Origin of the sequence: Cognaticolwellia mytili, from assembly GCF_002104475.1 — a bacterium.
Classification (GTDB): Bacteria; Pseudomonadota; Gammaproteobacteria; order Enterobacterales; family Alteromonadaceae; genus Cognaticolwellia; species Cognaticolwellia mytili.
Map to the genome: position 1 here is coordinate 401,599 of NZ_NBOF01000001.1, position 23,641 is coordinate 425,239.

The following is a 23,641-nucleotide window of genomic DNA, read 5'->3' on the forward strand; positions in this document are numbered from 1 at the left end:
CACCTAACACCCAAATAACAGGCTAAGTAATAGTTGGGTAAAATTGTGTAGCGAAGCGAAACGTAGCCAACTGTTACGTGTCCTTGTTGATTTTCTTGTTAGTTGGCTTTTACGCTACTGTTTTTAGTTATACCTTGTTAAAGTTTTCTCCGAAAAGCGTTAAGCCTTTAACTTCACCATTTTTTAATTTATATGTTAAAACTTTGCCTCCTTCATTCATTTCAGAGAACTCGACCCGCATTGTATCCAACTTAGTATAAGCTGTTGCTATTGTACTAACTTCACCTAATCTTACTTCAAAAGCACCAGACTTAAGCAGTTTAATATTTAGTTTTCCCCAAAGAGGATGATGAAATACTCCAACATATTTTTGTTTATCCAGACTAAGTTGCATAACTCTAGAGGATGCTTTTTTTGCTTTTATATCGTTCCATTTTTTAATGTTTGCTTGCTCTTCAGAAGCTATTGTTCGCATCGCTAAAATATGCTTTTCTGCCTTTTTATTGGCATCACCATCATCAAGTAAAATACTATAAACGATATCACTTATGGCATTGGTCAAATATTGACTAATATTATTTTCATTATTCAATACCACTAAACCAATATTATGCTCTGGAATAAAAGAGCTGTGGGTATGAGTACCAGCAACACCACCAAAATGATGAAGCATTCTACTTCCTTTGTATGGGCCTATTTGCCAGCCCCATGCATAACCAGTACGTTTAAAATCAAGAAAACTTCCATTGTGTGAGACTAGTTGTTGGTGAGATTTTTTAATTACTTCAGCAGGGAATACTTGTTTGCCATTTACTATTCCCTGATTGAGCTGCGCGATTAAAAATAACCCAAGATCAGATGCAGTTGCAATAGTTCCACCAGCTGCATGCATAGTTATATCGCTTTTTTCAAACGGTAAAATTGCTGTAGGATCTTTACCTGTTAATCCATAAGGACGAGCTACCTCAATACTTTTTTTAGCGGCATCACTCATGTAGGAACTAGTATGATTCATGCCAAGTGGTTGATAAATTGTCTCTGATAATATCTTTTGCCAGCTTTGCGAGTAAAAGTCATCAACCCAAATACTAGCAATATTAAAACCAAGATTGGTATATTGAAATTGCCCCAAAGGGTTTCTTTGATTTTTAACCGAAGCACTTAAAAGCCTATGGCGCTGCTTAAGATTATGGTTGCCTGTGAAAGCTAAAGTATTTAAAAGTGCATCATTCTCGATGCCTGAAGAGCACGACATTAAGTGCTTTAATTGAACTTTATCTGCATCAAATTTCAGAAAGTCTTGCTTAGGGAACATTTCAGCCATTGAAGTGCTGTCTTTAATATCTCCATTGTGCTCCAACAGTAAAGTGGACAAAGCGAACATAGGTTTTGTAATTGAGGCAATATAGAATGCTGTTTCAGCAGTTACTTTCTTGTTTTCTTTGATATTCGCGTAACCAAAATATCCTTCATAAACAATTTTACCCTCTTTAACAACGGCAATAGCGGTGCCAGAAGGCAAACCTATTTCTTTTTTCGCTGCGTTTACATATTTATCAATGGCAGAGAAATCATCGGTAGCATAAGCGCTACTTGCCCAGATTGACAACGACACTAGAAGGGGAAAAGATTTCATTATTTAATTCCTTTTAAATTGACTTTTGTACTTAAACTTTGACGAGTGCAGACATTGGTAAGCCAACTGTAAAGTTTCCATTTAATTGCCTTGTTATGTGCCTTTGACACTCTTTAACTTAAGTGAGCGTTTTTGAAGCTTTAAATAATTACCAAAAAATATAACGCCACACAGAGCAATTCCTACTAACTCTTCAACCAGCGTTACATAATAAATGAAAGGGGAAACTTCTTGTTGCTTACTCATAACAAAGTAAATTGCGTATAAAACAAAGAATAACTTAATAAATGTTTCCAACGAAAACAAAAATGTTGCTCTCTTAACTTTCGAATCAACTAACAAAGAATCTATTTTTTTGTGATCTTCCCCCGATAAAGTGGACACCATCCACTTTAATTCACCGCCAATTCAAACTCAGCAGGTGTTTTATATCCTAAACTTGAATGCAGTCGTTGTCTATTGTAAAAATAGTTCATGTAACCTTTTAATTTTGAATGTAATTTATCTGTAGTCGCAAAGACATTCCCTCTAATTAAGTCGGCTTTTAATGAATGAAAAAATGATTCAACTTCGGCATTATCAGTACAACAACCTGGCCGGTTCATACTAGCCGTAATATTATGTTTAACTAAGAATTGCTGCATTATATGTGCTCGATATTCAGCGCCTCTATCAGTATGAAATAAAACGGGTTGTGTAGGTTTTCGCTTCTTTATTGCTAACTGTAACGCTTTCAGCGTCAGGGTTGTTGATTTGTTTTGACCAAAAGCCCAACCAATAACGCGACGTGAAAACAAATCTAATACAACGGCTAAGTAATACCAACGCGTTCCTACTTTTAGGTACGTAATATCGCCCGACCATTGCTGATTGATAGCATCAGGCTTACTGATATTTTTACGATTATTTTTAATCTCTTTATAGAAAGACTTTACTTTGGCAGGTTTACTGTATGTTTTAAGTGCCCGAGCTCTTAAACCATTTTCTTGCATTAAACGCGCGACACGCTTTTCACTCGTTCGAATTCCTGCTCTTTTTAACGCATGAAATACGCGAGGGCTACCGTAGGTTTGATGATTGCTATCAAAGACTTGTTTAACATTTGAAAGTAAATCCGCATCATTAATCGCGCGCATTGAACGTGGACGTTGTCGCCATGCATAGAAGCCACTACGAGAAACATCAAGCCATGAACAAAGGTATTTAACACCTAAGGTTTCTTTGTGTTTTTCAATGAATCCAAATCGTTCTGATGGACTTCCGCCAGATACCGTTGCCACTTTTTTAGTAGATCATTCTCCAGTTTTAACCGGTCATTTTCTTTTTGTAGCTGTTTGATTTTATTCAGCTCTTTCTTTGCGGGAACTTTACTCATTAATTCATTATTGCTTTGATAGCGTTGAGGTTTTTTAAACTTACCTTCTCGGTATTCTTTACGCCAACGAGAGAGCATTAGCGGGTGAATATCGAGTGCTTGAGCAACATCCTTGGACATGACATCGTCTTTTAAGCTTAGCTCGACTGCTTTAATTTTGAAATTAACAGGATAAAACCATGTCTTTTTAGGTTGGGTATATCTAGGCATTTTAGCCTCCTCAATGTGATGAGGAGGTGTCCACTAAAACGGGGGAACTTCATTGTCCCTGTTTAATTGCTTGTTAGCTACAATTTATGCCAACCACTTAAGTTGTTTTTCTTAGCGCTATATTTGTAGTAAGCGGCCATAATAAAACCAAACAACAAGCCAGCAGATAAACTAGTTATCAAAGCAGCTTGAGCAGACATGCCATTAGATTGCCAAATGGTAAACCACATAATTCCCCCCCAAACAACACTAAACCACACCGAGGAATTCAGAAAGTTACTTATAAATGAACCATAATGAAAGGGACGAATATTGAAACCAAGCTTTCTTAGTAACACTAAAAAAGGCGGATTATGATTGGATTTCCATATATTAGTTTCATTAAGCTCTTTTTGTGCAGCCTCTAATTTATCTTGAAACGACATTTTACACTCCTTGTAGCTAACGCCTCATTAAGAAGCTAAAAATAGTTGGTTAAAATAAGCGACGAAGGAGCAAAAACCAACTGTTTTTTGTCCTGCTTTAATGACTTGTTAGGCATTTATATCTCGAAAATAGGGATATGTTCACCTACAAGCTCTTCTAATTCTTTTTGAAACTTAATACATTGTTTCCATTGTTTCTTTGCCAGATGCATTAATTTAGTAGTAAAAGAAATTGAAACTGGGTCGTGCACACAATTATAAAACGGAACCAAAATACGCTCATTACTTTCTGTTTTGATGTAGTGAGGAGACATTTCCCAAGCTTCATTATCTGAATGAGCCAAAGCTTTGTGTCGCAATAGCAATGCATGATGATGTGTTTCTTTCTCATCATCATTTAAATTATTAATAAATCGATTCGGTAAATCTCCACCATTATTCCCAGAAAATGGTCGACAATAAGCAACGATCATTCCTACGCACATTCCTTCTAATAAGTAGCGATTAGAATGTGTATCCAATTCATGTAGCTTTTTCTCTAAAATATGTTTTGTAACACCATGACAATGCTCAAAATCAACTAATGAAATGAGTACACGGTTAAGTTGTGATAGTTGGTGATTTATTGCTTTATCTTGATTCAACACGAACTCTCAATTTGATAATATGCCTAACGCCTCGCTAAGAGGCAAAAAATTGTTGGCTAAAATTAGCGACGAAGGAGCAAAAGCCAACTGTTTTTTGTCCTTTTAAGCGACTTGTTATATTTCAGTTTAATGATGAAATATAGGCTTCTGACTTTTTTCTATAGCTTTCTTCAAATGCGATAATAGAAGCAACTATACCAGAACAAAATAATACCGTTAGAGATGATGGTAAAATGGCAATACTAATGACTGACCATTGATTTACACCAAAACCTGTTTGCATAAAAAACTGGCTAAAAAATCCAATAGTTGAAAGTACGATTGCGGCAATTGCCATTACAGTTGTGAGCCTCGTAATTAACAACAATAACGATAGGTTTTTAGATGATAAATTTTTGTACGGCTTCATAGTAGATTCCTTCCTTTGAAATATAACGCCCCAATAAGGGGCTGATAATAGCTTGCTAAAATGTGAAGCGAAGCGGAACCGAGCCAAGCTTTAGCAGTCCCGCTTGATTGCCTTGTTAGAGTGTTGAACCAACGAAAAATGACAATAAAAACGTACTTGAAAAAAGTAAAATTAATTTATTACTCACTTCTTTCGCCTTTCCCTTTACCAAGAAAACTAGCAACGCAATTATAACAATGGCCTCTATAAGAACGGCAAATGGAAAAAAGATTATTCCATACACCATCATTAAACCACCCATCGAATCTCCACTACACTGAAACCCACTCAGAGTGCAGCCTAATAAAATAAACATTAGAAGTATTGAGTGATTTAAACTTCCTATTATTAAAACAAGCTTCAAATGCACACTCCTTCGATAAACACTCTAACGCCCAATTAACGGGCAAAAAATTGTTGGCTAAAATGTTGAGGAACGAAAACAGCCAACTGTTTTTTGTCCCTGTTTAATTACTTGTTAGATTTCTCTTTAAAGTAATACTCCATATTGATATTTATAGCTTTATTGTTTCCATAAGCAGCCATTTTATACTTGCTGAGGTCCAATGCTTCATCAATTAACCCTCTATAGCCAATGTATTCAAAAAGGCTATATTTTTCTATTTCCACCTTCAGTTCTACTAAAGTTGTACCATATAAAACTTCATAAAATACAAAAATTAACTCTCCATTAGTTAGTTCAGAAAACAATACGCGATAATATTTTCTTTTATCAGATATATCACTTTCTTCTATGAAATCTATAAGGAATTTAAAATGCATGAAATACGAATTAAGAACAATACTGTGGTGTCCTTGGTTGCTTATACCATCATAAGCCTCTTTAGAATCACACCTTTCAGGATTTTCTCCACCGTACTCTTCAGAACTATAATATTTTTGATATTTATATAGTTCGTAGCGAAGATGCTCAAAACCACAATATCTAGTGTCTCTGTCTAATTCAAATTTACTCGGTACATTTGAGTCATTTTCAACGTCCTCTTCAATATATACCCTAATTAAATGAGCAACCTGAGATTCAAATCGGTTTAACAAATTAAAAAATGTTGATTCAAAGTTTTGCAACTTGGCAGTGTCTATTTGTATGTTTTGTGCATCAGCGCTACGTTTCAGCTCTTCGGTGGAAAGTGTAAGTTCAGACCTTGTCATTTCTAACTGTTTTTCGTTTTGCTTTAGTTGAGCTTGTTGCATAAAAACGGTAATTAGAACACTAATAAAAGCGGCAAAACTTAGAAAAGGGTTTAATATGCCACCTATAAAGTCACCAAAAGCCCCCCATATTTCGGGTTTGTTAGAGATATCCATATGCCCAAAATTTATAACATAGGATATTGGAACCATTGAGCTAAGGCATACTACGGTTATGATTACAGCTAATATTTTTTTATTCATATACTCAAAACTAATTTATTAACGGAGGAAATCTAACGCCTCATTCAGAGGCAAATAATTGTTGGCTAAAATCGCGACGCAGGAGCAAAGCCAACTGTTATTTGTCCTGCTGAAATGACTTGTTATGCAGCCACTTGCTCAACAATTTCTTTTGCCTTTTGATAGGTTTCGCACTTTTTCAAAAAATCCTTACAAAAACCAGAATATTTCTCTCCCGGATCTACCAAAAGTTCAATTCTTTCTATAGCTTGATTGATGTTTCTGACTCGATTTCTCTTTTTAATATCCGTACTTGCTTCATGATAATCAGTAATAGCTAATTCAAGTGAATCACTAAATGAAAATAAGCTAACTAATATATTTGCTCTAGGTTGCATTAACCCTGCTGAATTTAAACCACAAATAGCTATTGTTTTATTTCCTGCAATTTCATGAGGTCCTTTTTTAGCGTTAATTCTAAATGCCTCATAATCAAATACTTCTTCAGGGTCAGTTTCGTAAGGGTTTATAATAGGTTCTTTAACAGTGTCATGATCTAATTTATAACCATTACATTTCCTACAAGAAGGTAAAAAGTTAATCCATTCAAAAGTAGAGTTAGGGTGAATAGATTTTGGCTTGAAATGTTCAACTTCAATATGCCCACCTTCAGCAGGCATGCATTCACAGAATGCACATTTTTGTGAAGAGCTTTCGAACAAAGGAGTCTTTATTTCTTGGTGCCTATAATGAGAAATTAATTTGTCTTTTTGCTCCTTTGGAATTTTTTTATAACTACCATAAGCTGCTATCGCCGCCTGCAGTTTACACAACCATGAGTATTCATTTAACACCAATATATTTGGCTTCTTTGGTCTTTGTAATTTAATCATCAGACACCGCCAACATTGAAGCAAACCGAGCATTAAGAACTGTTAATATAGAGTCGTTTGGGTGACATACTTTTTTGAGGTTATCAATTGCCAGCTCGAGTCCAGCAAGGGATTTATTTTCAATCTCTTGAAATGCCAAGTTTATTAGCTTTTCATAATCTTTGTTATCTAAGCTTTTAACTCCCATTATTTCCGACAAGATTTGATCAGTATTCCACCCAGAAAATCTCAAAGCTGATGGTTCTAAAGAGTATTTATCTTCATACTCATTTTTTGCCATAATAATCACTTCATTTTCTCGAGCAGACGCTAAAAGGTGAGGAGAATGAGTAGTAACAATAAATTGAAGTTTCGGAAAAATTTTTTCTAAACCATCTCTAAGAGTAAACTGCCATTCTGGATGTAAATGAAGATCCAGTTCATCTATTAATACAGTTCCTTCAGCCGTTGAAGCATCTCTGCTCCCTTCTGGCTTTGTACTCTCTATCCATTCAAAGATATTTGCAATAATTGATAAGACAGCTTGAAAACCTGCCGATAATTCCTCTAAGAAACACTCACTATTATAAATTGAAAAAATTGGCTCTAACTCTTTTCCTGTTCTTACGTAGCGAAAATTACTATGGAAAGGTCCAAGGCTTGATAAGTTATTGACCATATGAACCCAGTTTTTTCGTTCTTCTAAAGCCCAATCTTTGTCAATCATAAAGTAACGATTGACAAACCATTGCTTAATATTGATTTGGCTATCACCATATAGGGATTGTGCACCTGACGAAAGTCTTCGATTTAACTGTTCATCTAAGGCTGCCTCACGTTGCATACCACTTATTTGCTGATACTTAATATTTCTATTCGTACCTATAAATAAAGGGCAGAACTGTTTAAGCTTTTGCTTAACCTCATGTATTTTTATTGATTCTCTTTGTTCTTCGTGTAAAGGAGGTTCCCAACTCTTTATGGAACTTTTTCTATACCCCGCATTTTGGATAGAGTTCTTACCAATACCTACTCTTTTCTTTTCACCCGCGATAGTCAGATCAGTCCAAAATTCTGAGTTTTCATTCAGGCTAGAATATTGAAAACCAGAATGATCAAAGCAATGTGCAATGCCTGCAAGAATAGATGTTTTACCACACCCATTAGGACCTGAAATAAAATTAAAACCTTTATTAAAAGATACATTTAGTTCTTTAAATTGACGCATTTCTTTTACGTGTAGATTTTCTATAAAGCTAGATGACAATGCAAAACTCCTTTTGGCTGCATAACGCCCAAATAACAGGCTAAGTAATGGTTGGCTAAAATTGTGTAGCGAAGCGAAACGTAGCCAACTGTTACGTGTCCTTGTTGATTTTATTGTTATGTTTTGATGCCTGATATTTCTCAGTAATTGACTCCAAAGGCGTTTTTTTACCTCTGAAAAATTGCACTATATTAACCAAAGCAAACCCCTCTACAAATTGGGCAATGATTATAAAAATTAGAAATAATAAACCTAATAATTCCATGAGTTATTGTTCCTTACTAAATTCCGTTTTAACATTTTTAAGTTTATTCACTAAATATATAGTTAAACCTAGATGGAGTGCTGCATGTAAATATTGGTTAGTGTACAAAAAAATAGAAATAACGATTGTACTCTCACCAACGATAAATTTTTGGAAAATATTCAACCAACCTCCCTAAAAACATAACGCCCAAATAAGGGGCTGATTAATAGTTTGCTAAAATGTGAAGCGAAGCGAAACCGAGCAAACTGTTAGCAGTCCCGCTTTATTTTCTTGTTAGGTAACTATGACACCGTACATAGACCAGTAATTACTTCCCCAAACGCACCTTTGTACACAAAAGGCTTTTCTTGAGATTTTTTGTGAGTTTGGATCTCTATATAATCAATAGTATACGGATAAACAGTGATTGCTTTATAAGTATTTTCACTAGGTAAAACATCGTAAACTTTTGGCATAACACCAGACATTGTATTAGTGATTTTTTCACCAGTAATTTGACCTGATTGGCGATTAACAATAAAGGTACTACCAACATCGGGAGTAACAAAGCCAGCTTTAGTAATTAGCGTGCCTGAATCATCGAGTTTGTATACGTCTTTGACCACACAGCTAAAGTCATTTATTGCAAAAGAAGAATAGGAAATAGTTGAAAGTAGAACCAGTAGTAGAATGTTTCTCATAACTCTCCTTGTTACCTAACGCCCACTTAAGCGGACAAAAATTGTTGGTTAAAATGTGAAGCGAAGCGGAACCTAACCAACTGTTTTTGTTCCGTTTGAAGTGCTTGTTAGGGCACTTTTATACTTTACCCCAAAGGTCTTTTTTATATTTGAAATGTTTTGCTGCATTTTCAAGGGACGGCATAATAGTTAATTCTGAGATGTCTAGTTTATAAAGTAACTTTAATAATGATTTTGCTTCAGATACAGGTAAAGAGAAACGAATTACACCGTGCCTCATATAAAATTTATTAGGCCTCTCTCCATTAATAATATCCTCTAATGAAGGCCATTTACCATTAGTATTAAAAAAACTATTCGCACTGTTGATTATTGTAAATAATCCACGTTGAGCGCCTAAAAATCTATTATTTACTTTTGGCGCAGATATTACGCTGATACTACTTAGATCTTTTAATAAATGGGTAGACATACAAATAATCGAAAAATGTGAATCATCGTCTTGAGATAATGCTGAATTTGCAGCGAAATAGGCTGCAATAAAAGGTGATTCTGTCCAATCTAATAGCCTAGTCGATACACCATGATGTTGAGCTAAGGCTATGCTAGGTAAAAGTGTTGGTTTAAATATATCATCGGAACCATCGACTTGGCCTTTAAAAAGGCTGTAATCAATAGGGGTTTTTAATCCTACATGATCCGCTGCCTCTAAAAAAAGATATACCGATCTTATTTCAGCATGTGTGTGTGAACATACATAATCGTTGCGCTCTTTTTCGCCTTTGTGTGGTGGCTGAGGCGTATAATTCTCTAGTTTATTAGGTTCTCGATGAGCAGTTGGTAATAAATCCCAATCTTTCTGAGCTTGACCACGGAAAATATAACTATTTGTCACTTTTTCACTTACATCAAAAACACTTTTAGGTTCAAAAATATTATCTTCAAGTAAGAAATTGAAAAATTCACGGGCTGTTTCAAATGACTCGTCTACATCATACATAGGTTGAATTATACTCCTAGTGCCCTAACAACTTATTAGTAGGAAATAATCCTTGTTTAAATAAGGATTATTTCCTACTTTCAAATTTACATTTTATGATGATACTTAAATATATTATATATATCAATATATTAGATCGATACGTTTAAATCGGTTTTGCTTGAAAGCGAGAAGTATTCCTTTTTATTGGTAGAAATAGGGAATTCACTTCAACTGTACAAAAACACATATGATAAAAAATGTTTTTATTGATATGAGTATGAATTTTTTCTTTATTTGTATTTTTTATAAATACAATTAAAAAACCTAAGTTTAGAAACTTTAGGCAAATGTCTTCAATGCTAGAAAAATTAGCATTAGCAGTTTTATGGTGAGCAAATGTATTGACCGCTTAGCTGCTATTAGAATAAAGATAGTTCTATATTTCTTGAATGCTGATAAAGGAAAAAACTATCGATGAAAATAACTGCTTAGTTATGTGCATTAACATGGAAGGGCTGTCGTTAGATAAGAAAACACTACAAGTGATAACCTACATTACTTATGAAAATGAACGTCTCTAATTATTCGGTTTTTTCTTTAAAGTCACATAAGTCTTCAATCATACAAGATCCACAGCGCGGCTTTCTGGCAACGCAGGTATAGCGGCCATGTAAGATAAACCAGTGGTGTAAATTGAACATAAACTCTGTTTTGTTAGGGGTGTTTTTAATGATAGCTTGTTCTGTTTGTTCTACTGTTTTGCCTTTAGCATAACCTGTGCGATTGGCCAGTCTTTGGATATGAGTATCTACTGCCAGAAAGTAATTACCTTCATTATCTTTTAGTTGACCAAAGGCGGTATTAAGTACCACATTGGCCGTTTTTCTGCCGACACCGGGCAGGGCTTCTAAAGCCGTTCTATCTTCAGGTACTTCACCGGCATGTAAATCAATTAACATTTGGCAGGTTTTAATCGTGTTTACTGCTTTAGTGTTAAATAAACCAATAGTTTTGATATAAGACTTTAAGCCATCTAAGCCTAAGTCTAAAATTGCTTGTGGTGTATTGGCGATTGGGTACAGCTTATCTGTGGCTTTGTTGACGCTAACATCTGTTGCTTGCGCCGACAGCAATACCGCGATTAGCAACTCAAATGGGCTTGAAAAATTCAATTCAGTTGTTGGTGTTGGGTCATTGTCCCGCAAGCGGGTTAGCATTTCTAATCGTTTGTCTTTATTCATTTGATTGGTATTACTTTAGCTATTTTATGTATCAAAGTTACTGTTACTAAAAACCAATAACAAGTTAGGTAACTATTCAGTAAAGTTAGTTTTCAAAGTTTACTCTAACGCGCTCAATGGCCTGTTCTAATTGTTTTGGTTTTGCTTGTGCAATTTTATTATCAATAGCGTTTTTACCGGCGATTAAAAAGCCCATGGCAATAAACGCTCCTGGCGGTAAAATGGCTAATAAAAACTGACTGTCGAGTTTATATACTTCTATTCTAAGCTCTGTTGCCCAAGTGCCTAATAATAAGTTTGCACCGTCAAATAAAGTACCTTGGCCTAGTATTTCTCGTATGCCACCTAAAATGACTAACACAGCTAAAAAACCAAGTCCCATCATTAAACCGTCAAAGCTGGCTTGTTTTACCGGATTTTTAGATGCGTAAGCTTCAGCTCGGCCAATAATGGCGCAGTTAGTAACGATCAGCGGCAGAAAAATACCTAATGATTGATATAAGTCGTAGGTAAAAGCGTTCATTAGTAATTGCACACACGTGACGAATGCGGCGATGATAAGTACAAAAATTGGGATACGAATTTCTTTTGGTACCCATTGGCGAATAGCAGAAACAGTAGCATTTGAACAAATTAATACAAACATAGTCGCAATGCCTAAACCTAAAGCATTCACGACGGTAGAGGTTACGGCAAGCAGAGGACAAAGCCCAAGTAACTGCACTAAGCCAGGGTTATTTTTCCACAAACCTTGCCATGCTAATTCTTTATATTCTGCATCAATTTTCATTATTTAATTCCACAATTACTTTCTGTATTAAAAATAACGTCTTGGTTGGCTTTAAAATAATCAACCGTCTTTCTGACTGTTTTGACTACTGCTCTTGGTGTAATCGTCGCGCCAGTGAATTGATCAAACATACCACCGTCTTTGATAACCGCCCAACGGTTATCATTTTCACCGATTACTTTTTTGTCTGAAAATTTAGTGATCCAATCACTTTTTCTTAATTCTATTTTATCGCCTAAGCCAGGCGTTTCTTTATGTAATAAGGTACGAACACCGCTAACACTACCATCATTGTTAATGGCAATCAGTAGCTCAATATTGCCGTTGTAGCCATCAGGTGCAGCGGTTTTTATTGCTGCTGCAATGGGGGCGTTGTTCATTCTTGCTCGATAAATAACATCTACGCTCGAGTTCTCTTTGTCACCTTGAGGGGCAATAATACAGTCGCGAAACATTGCATTGTCGTGACGATTCTCATCAATGGTTTCGTTTAGTTGCCTAATTAATTGCTGTTGCGCTTGTAGTTCAATACGACTTTTTGTTAATAAGTGAACTAAGCTGACGGCGGCGGTACAAGCAACGGCAAACAACATCAATAGTTTTGCGTTTTTATTAATAGCTGGTGCTAATGCTGACATTATTTTTTCACTCCCAAGTTGTGACCGTATGTACGAGGGCGTGTATATTGATCAATTAATGGTGCGGCCATATTGCAAAGCAGCACGGCAAAAGCGACGGCGTCAGGGTAGCCGCCAAATTTTCTGATTAAATAAACCAATAAACCGGCAAGAGCGCCGAATATGAGCCGGCCTTTAACGCTTGTTGCGCCAGATACTGGGTCAGTTAATATGAAAAACGCGCCGAGCATTGTTGCGCCGCTAAACCAGTGAAACATGGTTGAAGCACTGCTATCGGGGCTAAGAATAAAAGCAATAAAGCTACAAATAAATAAACTTGTTAGAAAGCTTAAAGGGGTTGTCCAGTGAATGGCTTTTTTTGTTAGGAGAAATAAGCCACCTAATAAGAAGCCCGCATTTATCCATTCCCAGCCAATGCCGAAGTGTTTACCGATGATCGGTGATTCCATACTTTCTACGACAGTTAAGCCTAAAGTAATATTAGTTTTTACAGTATCGAGTGGTGTTGCCATCGTGAAACCGTCGACATGGGTACGTATTTGCTCTACTGAATAACCTTGTGGTGTATAGCCGGAGAAAATTAATGATAATGTATCAGCAAATTGTAAATCAATTGCCAGCAGTGGTAGAGGAGGCTGCCATTGTGTCATTTGCACAGGAAAAGAAATAAGCAACATAACATATGCAGCCATTGCCGGATTAAAGGGGTTATGGCCTAAACCACCGTAAAGCTGTTTAACAACGATAATAGCAAATAGGCTACCAATGATTGTTATCCACCAAGGCGCTAGAGCAGGTAAGCTAATACCCAGCAATACGGCAGTTAGTATGGCACTACCATCAAATAGCTGTGGGCGAATTTTTTTCTCTCGAAGCGAAAGAACAGCAAACTCTGCAACTAAAACGATAGTAATCGCCATGGCAATATGAATTAAATTGCCCCAACCAAAAAAATACCACTGTGCGAATATGCCCGGAATGGTGGCATAAATAACCAGTCTCATCAGGCCTGATGTTTCACTCTGTTGGTGATTATGCGGGGAACTTGCTATCCAAAATGCCATGGCTGTTAATTACTCTGAAGTTGGTGATTTATTTGTGTCAGCAGCAAGTTTTTTGGCCTTAGCCTTTGCGACTGCTGCTGCAATACGCGCTTTTTTGCTATCAGTAGCTGACGCTATTACATTGTCGTCATCACCTTGCTCGCTATTTTCTGGCTCTGCGACCTTTTGTGCCTGTGCGGCTAACTTTTTAGCCTTAGCTTTTGCTACCGCTGCTGCTACTTTAGCTTTTTTCAATTCGGCTGCACCTGGTATTGGTGCTTCTGTTATTGCCGTTGCTTCTGTTTTAATGGTTTCTTCTGCTAGTGATGACTTTGCTTCTGTTTTAATGGTTTCTTCTGTTAGTGATGACTTTGCTTTTGCTTTTGCCTTAGCTTTTTCAATAGTTGCGGCTATTCTTGCTTTTTTCAATTCAGCTGCACTTTGCGTTGATGCTATGTCAATTTTTGCTGATGAAGCATCAACGTCTATAGCTGACGCTACGTTATCATTAGCGACTAACACATCAGGTTTATCGTCTTGAGTTCTTTCCGCGGCTTTTGCTTTCGCTTTGGCCTTAGCTTTGGCTACTGCGGCAGCAACTTTAGCTTTTTTGTCTTCATCAGATTTTGCCTGAGTGTCTGTACTTAGTGAATCATTACTATTCTCTGCTTGCTGTAACTTTTTTGCTTTCGCTTTAGCAATAGCGGCAGCAACTTTAGCTTTTTTGTCTGATACGGTGACATTGTCTAGCTTGGCACTGATAGATGCTTCTTTGTCATTATCAGTGGTGAGATTTTCTGTTGCTTGTCCTTCTTTTAGCTGAGCTTGCTTAGCCAGTTTTTTGGCTTTAGCGCGGGCAATAGCGTTTGCCACTTGGTCTTTTTTATCACTAGCTTGCTCGTTAGTACTTTCTGGTTCGCTGTTTATTTTGTGGTCATCTGTGGATGCTTGTGCTTTTTTAGCTTTTACACGGGCCAGTGCAGCTGCTACAGCTGATTTTTCAGTTTTAGCTTCACTGGTGCCTGAATTCATTCTCGCTTTTCGAGCTTCTGCAGCTTTTTTATGTTTTTCGGCTCGTGCGATTTTTTCACGTTCGAGTCGCTCTTTACGTGCTTCAAATCTAACCTTGGCTTTTTCGGCTTTGATATCGAGTAATTTTTGCTGACGTATTTCTGCTTTGGCGACACGGTAATAATGTACGAGTGGAATTTGGCTTGGGCACACATATGCACAAGCGCCACATTCTATGCAGTCAAATAAGTTAAGTTTCGTTAGCTGTTGTTGGTCTTTAGCTTTTGCGCTCCACTGTAATTCTTGCGGTAATAACTGCGCAGGACAAACATCTGCACACTGTCCACAGCGAATACATTCAACTTCTTTAGTTCCCGTAGAGTAAGGTGACTCAATTTCTGCTTCACTTGGCGCTAAAATACAGTTAGTTGATTTTATCACTGGGATTTGATCATTAGAAAGGCTAAAGCCCATCATAGGGCCACCCATAATCAAGTGTTTATGCTGCCGATTCTTGTAGTCACAATGCTGGGTTAGAAAGCCTACAGGAGTGCCAATTAATGACCAAATGTTTTGTGGCTTGTCTAGTGCTTGGCCACTGACCGTGACGACACGCTTAATTAAGGGGGTATCATTAATTACCGCATCGGCAATAGCAAAACAGGTGGCGACATTTTGCATCACAATTCCTAAGGAACTCGGTAATACGCCGCTAGGGACTTCTTGGTTGGTCAAAATTTTAATCAGTTGCTTTTCACCGCCACTAGGGTATTTAGTAGGAATGACGCAAACATGAATGTGTGCAATATCAGCGGTGGCCTTTTGCAAGGTTTCTATCGCTTTGGCTTTGTTGTCTTCAATGCCAATTAAGATGTTTTTTGGTGCTAATAAATGATCAAGTATTTTTATGCCGTCCAAAACTGTAGGGCTATGCTCTTGAATTAGTAAATCATCAGCAGTTATATAAGGTTCACACTCAGCGGCATTTATAATTAAGTAATTAATTTTAGCTAAGGTACTTACTTTTACTTGTGTTGGAAAGCCTGCACCACCCATGCCTGCAATACCAGAATTTGCAATTTTTTCTAAAATTTGATCTTTACTTAGTAAATGGTGATCAGGGCATATTGTGCGCTTGCGCCAAGTATCTTCGTGATCAGGGGTGATAATAATACAAAGTTCACTTAACCCTGAAGGATGAGGTATTACCGCATTCTCAATGGCTGAAATTATGCCGCTAGTAGGGGCATGAACAGGGAGTTGCATTGGGCTGTTACTCGCACTCAATGCTTGGCCTTTAAGTACTTTGTCACCTACAGCAACAATAATATCACCTGCCTGACCAATATGTTGGCGAACAGGGATAATTAATTGCTCAGGAATTTGAGCACTGGCGATAGGCTTAGTACTAGTAAGAAACTTCTGCTCTGGTGGGTGAATACCACCGTGAAAATGTGAAAAGTGTCCTTTTTGTATGCGTTCTATTACTGATTCCACCCAGACCTCATCTAATCTATTTGTACAACGGGGATAGTACTTAAATCCCATTGCCAATTTTGTGTTGTTGTTGCAAGCGGGATCATTTCAATACAATCGACCGGGCAAGGAGCAACACATAAATCGCAGCCGGTACACTCGTCAGCAATAATAGTGTGCATTTGTTTTGTGGTACCTAAAATGGCATCAACAGGGCAAGCCTGAATGCATTTGGTGCAGCCAATACAATCTTCTTCAATAATAAAAGCAACTTTTGGTGTGTTATCGGTTTCATGATTTTCGTCTAAAGGCTGAACCTCAACACCCATTAAGTCGGCAATTTTCTTGATGGTGTCTTCGCCACCGGGTGCACATTTATTAATGGCTTCACCATTAGCAACGGCTTCTGCATACGGTTTACAACCAGGGTAACCGCATTGGCCACATTGGGTTTGTGGTAAAAGGGCGTCAAGTTGTTCGGCAAGCGGGTCACCTTCAACTTTAAACTGTACTGAAGCATAGCCTAGTAAAGCGCCAAATAAGGCGGCGATAACGCCGAGAACTAAAATTGCAATAATAGCGCTCATTAAAATTTTACCAAGCCAGTAAAGCCCATAAAGGCTAATGACATTAACCCGGCCGTAATCATGGCAATTGCAGAGCCTTTAAAAGGGCTAGGTACATCAGCATTGGCCAATTTTTCGCGCATAGCAGCAAACATAATTAATACCAGTGAAAAGCCAACTGCAGCACCAAAGCCGTAAATGACTGATTCGAAAAAATTATGCTGTTTATCGCGGTTTAATATCGCCACACCCAACACAGCACAGTTAGTGGTAATTAGGGGTAAAAATATACCTAACAAACGATAGAGATTGGCACTGGTTTTATGTACCACCATTTCAGTAAATTGTACGACAACGGCAATGACCAAAATAAAAGTCATCGTTGTCAAGTACTCAAGACCTAACGGAGCGAGTATATAAGTGTTAACAACATAGCTTAATAATGAAGCTAAAGTCATAACAAAAGTTGTGGCAAACGACATGCCTATGGCTGTTTCTGTACGAGACGATACCCCCATAAAAGGGCATAGGCCGAGAAAATTAACCAGAACAAAGTTATTTACTAATACTGTGCCAACTAACAGCAATAGGTAATCAGTCATTTTAGAGTTATTTTGCAATAAAAATTCATGCCATTATCCGTGTTTATCAAGGAATAAACAACATAGTAAGCGTAAGGTTATTGATTTTTCTTCTGAAGAAATAAATTGTGGTTGAAAAACAGTCAAAAAGATTAAGTTATATATTCAAGTCACTTGGAAGCATAGTGATAAAGTTGAGCGAGGGTGCTAAAGGGCGTGTAGCATGCAGATAATGGTTAGCTTCTTCAATTAGTGTCTTGGTGGTAGTCCTCATCGACTCGCTAGGTAGTGTATTTTAAGCGATTTGAGCATACATATAAAAGCAGAGCATTTAGTTTACCTTCTGCCTATGACTTAACATTGTTTAGGCTATGTTGAATGATAAGTTTACGACGTTATTGCACGATTTTATTAGTACCTTATTATTAATAAAAAATAATAAACCTTTGTAGTTGAGTATGTGTAACTTATTTGTTGAGGCAGCATTTTTTATCTACAGTTTTATGTGAGTAATGAGGATAAAATTAGCTTGCTATAGCTTGTTCAACTCTATATAATCCGCCTAGCTTAAATATAGCAATATTTCACTGAGAAGATAATTAAATCAACGTAGATTCAGTTATCTAAGATATTGTTGTAAAAAGTCAAATTTTCATTTGACTTACATCGTGGGTTCAGTGAAATAAGCCCCGCGTAATGGGGCTTTTTTGTATCTTAAGAACATGAAAAGGTGCAATAACAGCAAGTGTATCGCTGGGCTATATGCCCTTTTTTTGTTTCTGAACTCTTCCAAATTGGAGAAAAATGATTGGCTAAATTTGAACACAAACTGACTGCAATGTTGCGTCCTGCCGTTGAAGAAACTGGCAAGGAGTTATTAGGCGTTGAGTTTATCAGTGCGGGTAACCACTCGGTTTTAAGAATATTTATCGACCACGAAAATGGTATCGATGTAGATGACTGCGCAGAAGTTAGTCGTCAAGTAGGGGCAATTTTAGATGTAGAAGACCCTATTAGTAGTGAGTACAACTTAGAAGTTTCATCACCAGGACTTGATCGTCCTCTTTTTGAAAAATCGCAATATGAAGCGGTTATTGATGAAACTATCGAAGTAAAAATTTCAATGCCATTAAATGGTCGTCGTAAATTCAAAGGCAAATTGGTTGCTATTGAAAACGATAGTTTAATCGTCATGGTTGATAATGAAGAGTATGAACTTGTTATCAGTAATATAGACAAGGCTCACCTTGTTTATAACCACAAAAAATAATTTAAAATAATGAGAAAGGCTAACTAGCATGAGTAAAGAGATATTACTGGTTGTAGATGCTGTTTCTAATGAAAAGGCATTACCACGAGAGAGCATTTTTGAAGCGATGGAAACCGCTTTAGAAACTGCGACTAAAAAGAAATATGAAGGCGAAATTTTAGTTCGAGTCAGTATTGACCGTACAAGTGGTGAATTTGACACTTTCCGTCGTTGGTTAGTTGTTGATGAAAACGAAACGCCGATGGAAAACCCATATGCTGAAATTAGTTTGGCAGCAGCACAATATGATGATCCAGAATTAAATGTTGGTGATTTTGTTGAAGATCAAATTGAGTCAGTTAAATTTGATCGTGTAACAACACAAACAGCGAAGCAAGTTATTGTACAAAAAATTCGTGAAGCAGAACGTGGGTTGATTGTTGATGCTTACCAAGAACAAATTGGTGAGATTATTACCGGTGTAGTGAAAAAAGCTAGCCGCGATAGCGTAATTTTAGACTTAGGTAATAACGCTGAAGCGATTGTTTACCGTGATGATATGTTACCACGCGAAAGTTTCCGTCCGGGCGATCGTATTCGTGGTTTACTTTATGACATTAATCCTGAAGCACGTGGCGCACAATTATTTGTTAGCCGTACTAAACCGGAAATGTTAATTGAACTATTTCGTGTTGAAGTGCCAGAAATTGGCGAAGAGATGCTTGAGATCAAAGGAGCAGCTCGTGACCCTGGTTCTCGTGCGAAAATTTCTGTAAAAAGTAACGATAAACGTATTGACCCAGTTGGTGCTTGTGTTGGTATGCGTGGTTCACGTGTTCAAGCAGTATCAGGCGAACTTGGTGGCGAACGTGTTGATATCGTTTTATACGATGATAACCCAGCACAATATGTTATCAATGCAATGGCTCCAGCTGAAGTTGCTTCAATCATTGTTGATGAAGACAAAAACACCATGGATATTGCCGTTGAAGAAGGTAATTTAGCGATGGCAATTGGCCGTAGTGGTCAAAACGTACGTTTAGCAAGCCAACTTACTGGTTGGGAGCTTAACGTTATGACTGTTGCAGACATGAACGAGAAGCATCAAGCTGAAAACGATAAAGTATTAACACTATTCACTGAAAAGCTAGATCTTGATGAAGATTTTGCCTTGATGTTAGTAGAAGAAGGTTTTACTTCATTAGAAGAAATTGCTTACGTACCTGTAGCTGAAATGCTTGATATTGATGGTATGGATGAAGATACAGTTGAAGAATTGCGTGAACGTGCTAAAGCAGCAATTACCACTCAAGCGTTAGCAAGTGAAGAAACTCTAGAAGGTGCTGAGCCTGCAGAAGATTTATTAAATCTTGCTGGCTTAGAACGTCATTTAGCGTTTGTATTAGCAAGTAGAGGTGTTAGAACACTTGAAGACCTTGCTGAACAAGGCGTTGATGAAATATCAGACATTGAAGAATTAGATGAAACCAAAGCGGGAGAGCTAATCATGGCTGCTCGTAACATTTGTTGGTTTAACGAAGAATAACTCACCGGGAGAAAAATATAGATGGCAACCGTAACAGTAGAACAACTTGCCAATGAAATCGGTACACCGGTGGATCGCTTAGTTAGCCAATTGGCTGACTCTGGCGTGAATAAATCGGCCACTGATTCTGTTTCGCAAGAAGAAAAAGAAACCCTGCTTGATCATTTGAAAAAGCAACACGGTGATGATTCAAACGCTAGCCCAAGTAAAATGACGCTTAGCCGTAAGAAAAAATCAACACTAGTGCTTGGTCATGGTAGCAAGGCTAAGTCAGTGCAAGTTGAAGTTCGCAAAAAACGTACTTACGTAAAACGTAGCGACGTAGAAGAGCAACAACAAGCAGAAGAAGAAGCAAGAATTGCTGAAGAAGCACGTATCAAAGCTGAAGCAGATGCAGCAGCTAAAGCGATAGCAGATGCTAAAGAAGCTGAAAATGCACGTGCAGTTGCAGCCGCTAAAGCTGAAGTACAAGCAGAAGCTAAAGCAGAAGCTAAAGCAGAAGCAGAAGCTAAAGCTAAGCAAGCAGCAGTAGCAAAAGCGAAAAGCATAGAAGAGTCGGCAACTAAGCCAACTCCGGCAGCTGAAACTGAAGATGCGAAAAAATTACGTTTGCAACAAGAAGCAGAATTAACAGCAAAAGCTGAAGAAGAAGCTAGATTGTCAGCAGAAGCAGCGCGTAAACTTGCTGAAGAAAACGAAGCCCGTTGGAAAGAGCAAGAAGCTGAACGTAAAGCGAAAGAAAAAGAAGTAGTACATTTAACTTCTTCTAAGTACGCACAAGAAGCGGAAGATAAAAGTGATTCTGCAGATGAAAGTGGACGTCGACGCAAGAAGAAAAAACCTGCTGGCCAAGACAGAAATAATCGTGGCCGCAATGCTAGAGGCAAAGGCAAGTTAAGCTTATCTTCACCTCAAAGCTTGAAGCATGGTTTCACTAAACCTGTTGAAGTTAAACTTAATGAAGTACGTATTGGTGAAACGATTTCAGTAGCAGAATTGGCAAATAAAATGTCTGTTAAAGGTGCTGAAGTTGTGAAAGCGATGTTCAAAATGGGCGCTATGGCAACCATTAACCAAGTGATCGACCAAGAAACTGCGGCATTAGTAGCAGAAGAAATGGGCCGTGAAGTGGTACTTGTGAAAGAAAATGCCCTTGAAGAAGCGGTATTATCTGACCGTGGAGCTTCAGGTGATGCGATTACTCGTGCACCAGTGGTTACTATTATGGGCCATGTTGACCATGGTAAAACATCGTTACTTGATCATATTCGTGAAGCGAAAGTAGCTGACGGCGAAGCTGGTGGTATTACTCAGCATATTGGTGCTTATCACGTTGAAACGGGTCATGGTATGATCACTTTCCTTGATACTCCAGGCCATGCCGCGTTTACCGCGATGCGTTCACGTGGTGCTAAAGCAACTGATATTGTTATTATTGTAGTTGCAGCAGATGACGGCGTTATGCCACAAACAATTGAAGCTATTCAGCATGCGAAAGCATCTGAAGCGCCAATTATCATCGCTGTAAACAAAATGGATAAAGAGGGTGCTGACCCAGATCGCGTTAAAAGTGAACTATCACAACACGATGTTTTATCTGAAGAATGGGGCGGTGACGTTCAATTCTGTCACGTATCAGCTAAAACAGGTTTAGGTATCGACGAATTACTTGATGCAATATTGCTACAATCTGAAGTTTTAGAACTTACAGCAGTAGTTGATAAAATGGCGAATGGTGTTGTTGTTGAATCTAAACTTGATAAAGGCCGTGGCCCAGTTGCTACAGTACTTGTTCAAGAAGGTACATTGAACCAAGGTGATATCGTACTTTGTGGTTTAGAATATGGCCGTGTGCGTGCTATGCGTGATGAGAATGGTCGTACTATTCAATCAGCCGGTCCATCAATTCCTGTAGAAATTATTGGCTTAAGTGGCGTGCCACAATCAGGCGATGAAGCAACTGTTGTTAAAGATGAGAAAAAAGCACGTGAAGTTGCTTTATTCCGTCAAGGTAAATTCCGTGATGTGAAACTTGCTCGTCAACAGAAATCTAAACTTGAAAACATGTTTGCTAACATGGCTACAGGTGATGTTTCTGAAGTTAATGTGGTACTTAAATCTGATGTTCAAGGTTCACTTGAAGCTATTTCAGATTCATTAGTTAAGCTTTCAACTGACGAAGTTAAAGTTAAAATCATTGGTAGCGGCGTAGGTGCTATCACTGAAACTGATGCAACATTAGCTGCAGCGTCAAATGCTATTGTTGTTGGTTTCAACGTACGTGCTGATGCTACTGCACGTAAAGTGATTGAAGCAGAAAAAATTGATTTACGTTACTACAGCGTTATTTATGCCTTGATTGACGAAGTTAAATCAGCAATGAGCGGTATGCTTGCTCCTGAATTTAAACAAGAAATCATTGGTTTGGCACAAGTACGTGATGTATTCAAATCGCCTAAAATCGGTGCTATCGCTGGTTGTATGGTTACTGAAGGTATTATTAAACGTTCAGCACCAATTCGTGTATTACGTGAAAACGTTGTAATTTACGAAGGTGAATTAGAATCTTTACGCCGCTTTAAAGACGATGTACAAGAAGTTCGTAATGGCACTGAATGTGGTATCGGTGTTAAGAACTACAATGATGTACGTGTTGGTGACCAAATTGAAGTATTTGAAACAGTTGAAGTTAAACGCTCACTGTAACTTTATATTTTGCTAGTAACTTTAATAATGGCATCGGAAGTACTCATTGACATGCGTCAACTGCGTACTTCCTCTTTGTTCTAAAAGTTGCTAACTTCAGTTTAAAGTAACAGAAATTTGGAATAATATTTAGAAATGGAGGCTTAGCCTCCGTTTTTGTTAGGAGTTTATGATGGCTAGAGAATTTGCTCGAACCGATCGAGTTGCACAAGAAATTCAAAAAGAAATCGCGATGATTATTCAACGCGAAGTAAAAGATCCGCGTTTAGGTATGGTAACGGTCAATGCAGTAGAAATTACTCGAGACTTGGCTTACGCTAAAATCTTTGTAACGTTTTTTACTCTGGAAGGTCAAAATGTTGATCATTCAATCGAAGTACTAAACGAAGCATCAAGCTACATACGCACATTGTTAGCTAAACGTATTAAAGCGCGCATTATGCCGGAGCTTAGGTTTATTTATGATAGCTCTATGGTTGAGGGTGTACGCATGGGTAACTTGGTTGATAAAGCCGTTGCACAAGACGTTAAGAATCATGAAGGCGAAACAGGCGAAGTTGAAGCTGACGAAAGCCCTGAGAGTGAATAA

22 protein-coding genes are annotated in these 23,641 nt (G+C 37.7%); 4 read left to right on the forward strand and 18 right to left on the reverse strand.

Features of this window, described 5'->3' with window-relative positions:
• Nucleotides 1–127: 127 nt before the first annotated feature.
• The 18 genes from B7C41_RS01600 to rsxA form a co-directional block, all read right to left on the reverse strand.
• Entirely contained in the window at nucleotides 128–1,636 is a 1,509-nt protein-coding gene (locus tag B7C41_RS01600) for a serine hydrolase domain-containing protein (RefSeq protein ID WP_085297008.1), read from the reverse strand.
• Between the two features lie 93 nt (nucleotides 1,637–1,729).
• Complete coding sequence (locus tag B7C41_RS20105) at nucleotides 1,730–1,882, reverse strand: hypothetical protein (protein ID WP_158089066.1); 153 nt, start codon at nucleotides 1,880–1,882, stop codon at nucleotides 1,730–1,732.
• 146 nt (nucleotides 1,883–2,028) lie between these two features.
• Nucleotides 2,029–3,221, reverse strand: a protein-coding gene (locus B7C41_RS01610; protein WP_143764260.1) for an IS3 family transposase whose coding sequence is annotated in 2 segments (ribosomal slippage) — nucleotides 2,029–2,913 and nucleotides 2,916–3,221 — 1,191 coding nt in all. Because the reading frame shifts where the segments join, the coding sequence is not laid out codon by codon here.
• Between the two features lie 77 nt (nucleotides 3,222–3,298).
• Nucleotides 3,299–3,646 (reverse strand): DUF6404 family protein, encoded by a 348-nt coding sequence (locus B7C41_RS01615; protein ID WP_085297010.1) that lies wholly within the window; start codon nucleotides 3,644–3,646, stop codon nucleotides 3,299–3,301.
• 116 nt (nucleotides 3,647–3,762) lie between these two features.
• Nucleotides 3,763–4,290, reverse strand: a complete 528-nt coding sequence (locus B7C41_RS01620) for a hypothetical protein (protein WP_143764261.1) — start codon at nucleotides 4,288–4,290, stop codon at nucleotides 3,763–3,765.
• 124 nt (nucleotides 4,291–4,414) lie between these two features.
• Entirely contained in the window at nucleotides 4,415–4,702 is a 288-nt protein-coding gene (locus B7C41_RS01625; RefSeq protein WP_085297012.1) for a hypothetical protein, read from the reverse strand.
• A gap of 510 nt (nucleotides 4,703–5,212) precedes the next feature.
• Nucleotides 5,213–6,157 carry a putative phage abortive infection protein gene (locus tag B7C41_RS01635; protein ID WP_211279476.1) on the reverse strand — a complete coding sequence of 315 codons (945 nt, stop codon included), beginning with the start codon at nucleotides 6,155–6,157 and terminating at the stop codon, nucleotides 5,213–5,215.
• Nucleotides 6,158–6,279: 122 nt separating this feature from the next.
• Nucleotides 6,280–7,029 carry an HNH endonuclease family protein gene (locus B7C41_RS01640; protein WP_085297014.1) on the reverse strand — a complete coding sequence of 250 codons (750 nt, stop codon included), beginning with the start codon at nucleotides 7,027–7,029 and terminating at the stop codon, nucleotides 6,280–6,282.
• Nucleotides 7,022–8,275 carry an AAA family ATPase gene (locus B7C41_RS01645; protein WP_085297015.1) on the reverse strand — a complete coding sequence of 418 codons (1,254 nt, stop codon included), beginning with the start codon at nucleotides 8,273–8,275 and terminating at the stop codon, nucleotides 7,022–7,024. The genes B7C41_RS01640 and B7C41_RS01645 overlap by 8 nt, the downstream gene beginning before the upstream one ends.
• A gap of 549 nt (nucleotides 8,276–8,824) precedes the next feature.
• Nucleotides 8,825–9,223 (reverse strand): hypothetical protein, encoded by a 399-nt coding sequence (locus B7C41_RS01650; protein WP_085297016.1) that lies wholly within the window; start codon nucleotides 9,221–9,223, stop codon nucleotides 8,825–8,827.
• A gap of 118 nt (nucleotides 9,224–9,341) precedes the next feature.
• Entirely contained in the window at nucleotides 9,342–10,223 is an 882-nt protein-coding gene (locus tag B7C41_RS01655) for an FRG domain-containing protein (RefSeq protein WP_085297017.1), read from the reverse strand.
• A gap of 563 nt (nucleotides 10,224–10,786) precedes the next feature.
• Nucleotides 10,787–11,446 carry an endonuclease III gene (nth, locus tag B7C41_RS01660; RefSeq protein ID WP_085297018.1) on the reverse strand — a complete coding sequence of 220 codons (660 nt, stop codon included), beginning with the start codon at nucleotides 11,444–11,446 and terminating at the stop codon, nucleotides 10,787–10,789.
• 85 nt (nucleotides 11,447–11,531) lie between these two features.
• Complete coding sequence (locus B7C41_RS01665; protein ID WP_085297019.1) at nucleotides 11,532–12,236, reverse strand: electron transport complex subunit E; 705 nt, start codon at nucleotides 12,234–12,236, stop codon at nucleotides 11,532–11,534.
• Entirely contained in the window at nucleotides 12,236–12,874 is a 639-nt protein-coding gene (gene rsxG / locus B7C41_RS01670) for an electron transport complex subunit RsxG (RefSeq protein ID WP_085297020.1), read from the reverse strand. The genes B7C41_RS01665 and rsxG overlap by 1 nt, the downstream gene beginning before the upstream one ends.
• Nucleotides 12,874–13,938, reverse strand: coding sequence for an electron transport complex subunit RsxD (rsxD, locus tag B7C41_RS01675; protein WP_085297021.1), 1,065 nt, complete (start codon nucleotides 13,936–13,938; stop codon nucleotides 12,874–12,876). The genes rsxG and rsxD overlap by 1 nt, the downstream gene beginning before the upstream one ends.
• A gap of 9 nt (nucleotides 13,939–13,947) precedes the next feature.
• Complete coding sequence (gene rsxC, locus B7C41_RS01680) at nucleotides 13,948–16,425, reverse strand: electron transport complex subunit RsxC (protein WP_235839575.1); 2,478 nt, start codon at nucleotides 16,423–16,425, stop codon at nucleotides 13,948–13,950.
• 11 nt (nucleotides 16,426–16,436) lie between these two features.
• Complete coding sequence (gene rsxB / locus B7C41_RS01685) at nucleotides 16,437–16,991, reverse strand: electron transport complex subunit RsxB (RefSeq protein WP_085297023.1); 555 nt, start codon at nucleotides 16,989–16,991, stop codon at nucleotides 16,437–16,439.
• Nucleotides 16,991–17,572: an electron transport complex subunit RsxA gene (rsxA, locus tag B7C41_RS01690; protein ID WP_085297024.1), complete on the reverse strand. Its 582-nt coding sequence runs from the start codon at nucleotides 17,570–17,572 to the stop codon at nucleotides 16,991–16,993. The genes rsxB and rsxA overlap by 1 nt, the downstream gene beginning before the upstream one ends.
• Nucleotides 17,573–18,359: 787 nt before the next feature.
• Between rsxA and rimP the strand changes: the two genes are divergently transcribed.
• The 4 genes from rimP (at nucleotide 18,360) to rbfA (ending at nucleotide 23,641) form a co-directional block, all read left to right on the forward strand.
• On the forward strand, nucleotides 18,360–18,821 hold the full coding sequence (gene rimP, locus B7C41_RS01695; RefSeq protein WP_085297025.1) for a ribosome maturation factor RimP: 462 nt from the start codon (nucleotides 18,360–18,362) through the stop codon (nucleotides 18,819–18,821).
• Nucleotides 18,822–18,849: 28 nt separating this feature from the next.
• Complete coding sequence (gene nusA / locus B7C41_RS01700) at nucleotides 18,850–20,346, forward strand: transcription termination factor NusA (RefSeq protein ID WP_085297026.1); 1,497 nt, start codon at nucleotides 18,850–18,852, stop codon at nucleotides 20,344–20,346.
• Nucleotides 20,347–20,367: 21 nt separating this feature from the next.
• A complete protein-coding gene (infB, locus tag B7C41_RS01705; protein ID WP_085297027.1) occupies nucleotides 20,368–23,052 on the forward strand; it encodes a translation initiation factor IF-2 in 2,685 nt (894 codons plus the stop codon).
• Nucleotides 23,053–23,224: 172 nt separating this feature from the next.
• Nucleotides 23,225–23,641: a 30S ribosome-binding factor RbfA gene (gene rbfA / locus B7C41_RS01710; protein WP_085297028.1), complete on the forward strand. Its 417-nt coding sequence runs from the start codon at nucleotides 23,225–23,227 to the stop codon at nucleotides 23,639–23,641.

What these genes read in the sequence shown, in the direction of transcription:
- B7C41_RS01650 (WP_085297016.1), bottom strand. Translation starts at nt 9,223, where the DNA reads ATGAGAAACATTCTACTACTGGTTCTACTTTCAACTATTTCCTATTCT.
- infB (WP_085297027.1), top strand. Translation starts at nt 20,368, where the DNA reads ATGGCAACCGTAACAGTAGAACAACTTGCCAATGAAATCGGTACACCG.
- B7C41_RS01640 (WP_085297014.1), bottom strand. Translation starts at nt 7,029, where the DNA reads ATGATTAAATTACAAAGACCAAAGAAGCCAAATATATTGGTGTTAAAT.
- B7C41_RS20105 (WP_158089066.1), bottom strand. Translation starts at nt 1,882, where the DNA reads ATGAGTAAGCAACAAGAAGTTTCCCCTTTCATTTATTATGTAACGCTG.
- rsxD (WP_085297021.1), bottom strand. Translation starts at nt 13,938, where the DNA reads ATGGCATTTTGGATAGCAAGTTCCCCGCATAATCACCAACAGAGTGAA.
- rbfA (WP_085297028.1), top strand. Translation starts at nt 23,225, where the DNA reads ATGGCTAGAGAATTTGCTCGAACCGATCGAGTTGCACAAGAAATTCAA.
- B7C41_RS01665 (WP_085297019.1), bottom strand. Translation starts at nt 12,236, where the DNA reads ATGAAAATTGATGCAGAATATAAAGAATTAGCATGGCAAGGTTTGTGG.
- B7C41_RS01600 (WP_085297008.1), bottom strand. Translation starts at nt 1,636, where the DNA reads ATGAAATCTTTTCCCCTTCTAGTGTCGTTGTCAATCTGGGCAAGTAGC.
- nusA (WP_085297026.1), top strand. Translation starts at nt 18,850, where the DNA reads ATGAGTAAAGAGATATTACTGGTTGTAGATGCTGTTTCTAATGAAAAG.
- rsxA (WP_085297024.1), bottom strand. Translation starts at nt 17,572, where the DNA reads ATGACTGATTACCTATTGCTGTTAGTTGGCACAGTATTAGTAAATAAC.
- B7C41_RS01635 (WP_211279476.1), bottom strand. Translation starts at nt 6,157, where the DNA reads ATGAATAAAAAAATATTAGCTGTAATCATAACCGTAGTATGCCTTAGC.
- rsxB (WP_085297023.1), bottom strand. Translation starts at nt 16,991, where the DNA reads ATGAGCGCTATTATTGCAATTTTAGTTCTCGGCGTTATCGCCGCCTTA.
- B7C41_RS01615 (WP_085297010.1), bottom strand. Translation starts at nt 3,646, where the DNA reads ATGTCGTTTCAAGATAAATTAGAGGCTGCACAAAAAGAGCTTAATGAA.
- B7C41_RS01625 (WP_085297012.1), bottom strand. Translation starts at nt 4,702, where the DNA reads ATGAAGCCGTACAAAAATTTATCATCTAAAAACCTATCGTTATTGTTG.
- nth (WP_085297018.1), bottom strand. Translation starts at nt 11,446, where the DNA reads ATGAATAAAGACAAACGATTAGAAATGCTAACCCGCTTGCGGGACAAT.
- rsxG (WP_085297020.1), bottom strand. Translation starts at nt 12,874, where the DNA reads ATGTCAGCATTAGCACCAGCTATTAATAAAAACGCAAAACTATTGATG.
- B7C41_RS01655 (WP_085297017.1), bottom strand. Translation starts at nt 10,223, where the DNA reads ATGTATGATGTAGACGAGTCATTTGAAACAGCCCGTGAATTTTTCAAT.